General features: G+C 49.2%; 4 protein-coding genes. 2 read left to right on the top strand and 2 right to left on the bottom strand.

Annotated elements, in window-relative coordinates; translation table 11 throughout:
• Together J4G02_05470 and J4G02_05465 are read right to left on the bottom strand one after the other, a co-directional pair.
• A partial coding sequence (locus J4G02_05470) for a CBS domain-containing protein (GenBank protein ID MCE2394028.1) occupies positions 1-331 on the bottom strand: 331 nt, incomplete at its 3' end.
• 391 nt (positions 332-722) lie between these two features.
• Positions 723-3,179 carry a carbohydrate binding family 9 domain-containing protein gene (locus J4G02_05465; protein ID MCE2394027.1) on the bottom strand — a complete coding sequence of 819 codons (2,457 nt, stop codon included), beginning with the start codon at positions 3,177-3,179 and terminating at the stop codon, positions 723-725.
• A gap of 387 nt (positions 3,180-3,566) precedes the next feature.
• On the opposite strand from J4G02_05465, the gene J4G02_05460 reads away from it, so the two are divergent.
• Both J4G02_05460 and J4G02_05455 read left to right on the top strand, forming a co-directional pair.
• Positions 3,567-4,535 carry a hypothetical protein gene (locus J4G02_05460; GenBank protein MCE2394026.1) on the top strand — a complete coding sequence of 323 codons (969 nt, stop codon included), beginning with the start codon at positions 3,567-3,569 and terminating at the stop codon, positions 4,533-4,535.
• A 106-nt stretch (positions 4,536-4,641) separates the two neighbouring features.
• Positions 4,642-5,502, top strand: coding sequence for a T9SS type A sorting domain-containing protein (locus J4G02_05455; GenBank protein MCE2394025.1), 861 nt, complete (start codon positions 4,642-4,644; stop codon positions 5,500-5,502).
• The last annotated feature ends 223 nt before the right edge of the window (positions 5,503-5,725 follow it).

Raw genomic sequence — 5,725 nt, 5'->3', positions numbered from 1 at the left:
AAATATCGGACTCTGTGATGATACCAACAAGATTCACGCCGACAGGATCAAGGACGGGTAGACCGCTGATCTTGTTTTCTAGCATCTTCTGTGCTGCCTCACCAATTGTCGCATCCTCAGCAACCGTAACCGGATTGGGTGTCATCACTTCCCCTGCCGTCATCTGTTCCAGCTTTTGGGAGAGCGTCTGTTCCGTGTTGCTCAATAAATCAAACCCAACGAGTCGATCGGAAGCAACAACTGGCAGTCGCCGAATCTGGTCGTTAAGCATCAATTGATATGCCTCAACAATCTCTGTCTCTGGTTCGGCTGTGCTTAACTCTTGTGCCATCCAATCCTTCACTAAGGTATGAATCATCTTGAGGCTCCTTTCTCAGGCTCGCTTTCGTACCGAGTCGAATGAACTTTCCTAGTGGCTTGAGCAGAAATTGAGAGCAAGCGATGTCAATCAAGAACGAACATTCGACTAACCGTGCGAATAAGTTAGTTCTATTATAACTTCGCCTCAAAGCTGCGTCAAGTTTACATCGCTGCTTAAGCGTTACAATCAATCAAGAGAGTAAGATAGCGGTGATACTGGTTTGAAAGAACCCGAAAAATGCTATACCTCAGACACGCCCGCTCAATCTATCGTTATAGTGATTAGATTTCGTAAGGTATAGAATCCACGCACCAATCCGAGCCATCCGAAATTGGCATTCCGCTTGGCTCGGATTGGCACGCTACATCCCAAACCAATACCGACATTTGATGAGGAAGATATTCTCCCCATCGTCGGTAAAGCTTGTTCGCAAACGATGGAACGGACGAAATTCGAGATCTGCTCCTTCTACACGATCTAGCTCAACCTCTCGCGATTGAGACCAAACCAGAAACAGGGTACTTCCGGGTCGAAATTCCCAGCGGAGCACGGTGTTGCCCCGTAGAGATCGCCGATGAAAGTCACGGTTCTCATTCAGCGGATACGGTTTGAACTGATACGCCTTCGGTTCGACTAACTCCTTGAACCCCGTATAATCTCCGATGGTGATGAAAGGTTGCACGTAGAACTGAAGGCTCAACGTCGGGGTAAAGCTGATGCTCGCCCGGGTGGTGAAATCAAGTGTACGACTCGTTAATTCCCCGTAGACGTAATGTTTTTCGACTTGCCCGTTGACCTGCTCTTCAACCATTTCTACCCACTGTGCATCCTTTACCTGATAGGCATAACTTGGTCCTATACTCACATCAATGTTGGAAGTGGGTCGAATACGCAAGGAAAGGTCTACATCGTAGTCATACGAACGTCTATCGTCATTCCAGGCGAAAACGGGATTTAACTCCAACCGAACCATTTTGCGGCTGTCGGTAGCGAGCCACGTATAAATCCACCAACCTGCGGGATCCTTGATCAGCGTCCCGCCACGCCTAACATCGTGATCGCTAAACGTCTCTAGGTTGCGTCCCATCCAGAGGTCATAGTCCCAATAGTTCTTGAAGCGTCCACCTGTCCATATCTCGACGTAACCGCTGATATGGGTTCTGTCATAATTCCACGTCTGCCAACCGTAGAGCCCCAGAATAGCGCGTCGGAAAATGCTGAACGGCTTCTCCTTCCGCACGGTGAGGTCGTAATTCCACTGTATCATGTTGGAACGGCGCAGAAAACCGAGATCGTTTATCTCTAGGTCCGGTGAGAGCATTTTAACATTGGTCTCCCCTCTCAACCATCCGCCGTGTTTGTCGATTTCAAGGTGTGCGAGGTAGCCCGACTTACGCGCCTCCTGCTCTCCTGCCTGACTTGCTGCCAACGTGCCGGTCAGCTGAAATCGCTCTTTGGCAAATTTTACATCCCAATCAACCCCACCAACATAGGCGGAGTTGGAATCCTGTCGATTCACGGCGGTCATTATCAGCCCAACGACCGAATTCCCTTTCAGCACGTCCTGATTGATTCGGCCCACAAAGTAGTTGGTTAACGGTTCCACGAGGAACTCTCGTTCTATCTTGTCCCCATTGACCTTTTCTTCAATTTGTGCGTATTCTGGCGAAGTGACTGCCTCCATAATCCCAAAGTGGGTATTGCCTTGGGTTTTCCCTACAATTTTGGTAGCACCGAGAATTGTAGTTGATTCCGGACGACTCAGTTCAGTGGCTCCGTTCGGCAGCTCAAAGTGGCTTGGTCGTCTGCCGATTCGTCGTGAGTAAAGGAAGCTATAGTCCAAGTTTTCAAAGATCCGTGCACCTTTCACAAAAAAGGGACGACGTTCATTAAAATACTCCTCATAAGCCGAGAGATTTAAGGTCGCAGGGTCCGCCTCAACCTGTCCAAAGTCAGGGTTAATCGTGGCATCCAGTGAAATTCCGGAGCTAATTCCATATTGAACATCAGTTCCCACATTGCCCCATAACTCGGTTTCATCATCGAGACGTGTACGCCCCATCACATAAGGCACAAGCTCCAAATGATGGGAGGGGTGAATATCTTTGATGCCAGTAAGATCACCAAACCGAGACGCCCAGCCCGGCTCATCACGCTTGATGAAACGCCAGTGATCCTGTTCTTTTTTGCGACTGATGTATCGTTCGATCTGTAGCCCCCAAGTGTATTCCTCCTTTGGGGAGAAGCGCAATATGTGAAACGGGATTTTATATTCTGCCGCCCAACCATTCTCGTGGATTCGGGTTTTTACTTCCCACACACCGTCCCATGTGCTGTCCCACCAACCGGTTTCAGGCGCAATCCCGTCAGTCACGGAGCCAGAGGGATAGGCAGTAAACCAGAACGCGCTCTGCCGGTTGTAGTGCGGGTCCAGGCTAACGGTGACTTTATCCGATTCAACATAATTGTCCCGTCTGACCAATCGGGAGACAATTTTATTGGGCTCATCATCGTAGCACATAATCGCAAAATAGACCGCTTCGTCATCGTAGACAATTTGGAAAGTGGTACGTTCCGTCGCCGGTTTTCCTTCATCCGGGTCGCGCTGGTGAAAGCTTTCGTGGAGGGGTGCGGTTTCCCATATTTCGTCGTCCAAAACGCCATCCAACTGCGGTGGTACACCGTTAATTCGGATGGCGGTAGCGGTTCTGTGATGTGGGTCTGCCTCGTCTGCAGCCTGTCCGTCGCCTGGGGATTGAACCGCTAAAAAAATGGTGAGAAACGCCCAGACGACCCAATAGTCGAAAACAATTTTCACAGTTGTTTTTTCTCCTTTGCGTAGTTGTTTGTCCATTGAAACCCTATTTTCGGGATAGAATTCAGATTTTTCTTAATTCACATTACTGAAAAGATGCTTGAGATAATTTGTAGTCGTATGTACAATAGGTGCGTGGTTTAAGCTGGTAAAGCATCAAAAAAATTGCATCTTTCGCGCATTCAATACATAATAGGAGTTACGCAGTTGAACGCTGAACGTCTCGTAGTTCGGACATAACAACTCCCGACGCCCGATAAATCGGACAGCTACAGTAAGAACTCTATCAAGGCACCCAACGGAACAACGATCGTTATTCCCTACTGAAGTGCGTAAGTCCTAACATAATAAGGTTGAACTAAACAATCAAGGAGACACAAACCGACGAAAATGCCCATTTTTCGTTTTACTCTTCTCATGGCGATTTGGCTTATCTTCGTATCAACGGATCGAGACGCGCCGCTGTGGGCATTCTCGGAATCGCCAGAACCTACTGTGGAGTATCTTTTCAACACGATTGAGGTGCTGGGTGTCGATTTTCTGGAGTTGACTTCAAGCAATGATCTCGGACATTATGCGGGTAACACCCGTAGCACTGATGGCGAGAAGATGGTTGGCTTCACGTTGATTGACGGGATGCTTTCCACCTATAATGTCCCCGATTCTCTCACGTTTGGTTTCTATGGACTCAACAACGCAGGGCAAGTTGTGGGTTTCTATCAGGATTTGAACGAGATCTCTCACGGCGTGATTGTGCAGGATGGTGAATTGACACAGTTCGATTTTCCGGGGGCAGCGGAAACGGAAATCTTTGGTATTAGCGAATCAGGGTTGCTTATTGGTGATATTTTTGATGCTGATGGTGCTATTCATGGCTTTGTAGGTAGCGAGCAGTTTGATGTACCCGGAGCGGCAATAACTTATGCCGATGACATGAACACCGATGGCTTCCTAGTAGGAAGTTACGTGGATACCGATGACGTATATCATGGGTATATACGCCACCCCAACGGTAGTTTCACCACATTCGATTATCCCGGTGCGCTGCCGGACCTAGAGTACCTTTTTGTAAATGCCATCAACGATGCCGGTGTCATCGTGTTTAGAGCCAAAGAGTTTGACAGTTCGGAACGCACCTATATCCGCCTCCCGAATGGTGAGCAGAAGGAGTTGAAATTCCCGGGCAGCGTGATTACGGTGGCACGAGATATTGATAGGAAAGGGCAGATTGTTGGTTACTACGACGCGTTGGATGGTCGCAGATACGGATTTATAGTAAAGTTTAGAATTATTGATACACTTTCAATGCCCTTGTCAGGGGGACTTCGGAAACTTCGATCGGGTCAGAGTTCTTGGTAAATGTCTCCTTATTTCTCGTGTTTACTATATTGCCACCCCGCTAACGGGTGAAATTGTGGAAGATTTTAGTAACGTTTACGTGGTTTCTCTTGCTAAAGGTTTGAACATGCTCTCAGTTCCCCTCAAGCCAAAGATACCGATGACCGCCCGGTCCTTAGCAGACATGATGGGTGCAACAACGGTAATCGCCCTTGATGAGGCAAGACAGGAATTTTTCGGCTGGACACCGGACGCACCGGACGACGGTTTTGCAATTGAAGGTGGGAAAGGGTACATCGTTAATCTTCGACAGCCTCAACAGGTTACCTTTGTTGGAGCAGCATGGACAAATCAATTGCAAGCTGCAGCACCGGGCACGGCATTGAACGAAGGAACCTGGGCGTTTGTCGTGAGTGGACGCTTGGAGAGTGAGCGGAACCTCAACGGCTATCGGGTCACGGCGCAAAACTTACGCACCAATGCTATCATGACAGGTAATGTACGAGACGGGTACTTCGCCGTGGCGACCGCCGATCTGTCACGCCGGAGCATCGTGCAGATCGGTGATTCTTTAGAGGTCACCCTCACCGATACAACCGGGGAGATTGCTTCGGAGCGGTTCAGTTTCACAGTAACACCCGACACGCTTGTAAATGCGGCTTTGCCGGTAACGCTTGATAGAGTTGGTGCTCCGAAGCAGACCCTTCTGCTGCAGAACTATCCCAACCCGTTCAACCCTGAGACGTGGATACCGTATCATTTGTCGGAAGCTGCGCCTGTGACGCTGTCGATTTATAATGCGAATGGACAGCGAATCCGAACGCTTTCACTCGGATTCCAGGCAGCGGGCTTCTATCAAAGTCGATCCCGCGCTGCCTATTGGGACGGGCGGAATGATTTGGGCGAGCGGGTTTCCAGTGGGGTCTATTTCTACCAATTGTCTACTCCATCGGAGCATCAGATGAAGCGGATGGTTATTGTGAAGTAAGGGGGGCAAGTTGAGCGTAGCGAAATCCAGATTTTATCGGGGCTGCCCCACCTACGATCAATATGTTTGTTACCACCTGCGGGTGAAGCTCAACCTTCCGGTCAGCCCAGTTTGCTCCTCGTCTTTCTTGGTGTCATACCCAACAAGGATGCCGAGGGTGTTATTTTCGCCGTAGCCGATATTGATGCGGGGCCCGACAACGAAACTGACCAGCCCAACACCG

It is taken from the genome of Candidatus Poribacteria bacterium, from assembly GCA_021295755.1.
GTDB lineage: Bacteria > Poribacteria > WGA-4E > WGA-4E > PCPOR2b > PCPOR2b.
Note: the sequence above shows the minus strand (reverse complement) of the source record. Positions and strands in the feature narration are given on the sequence as shown.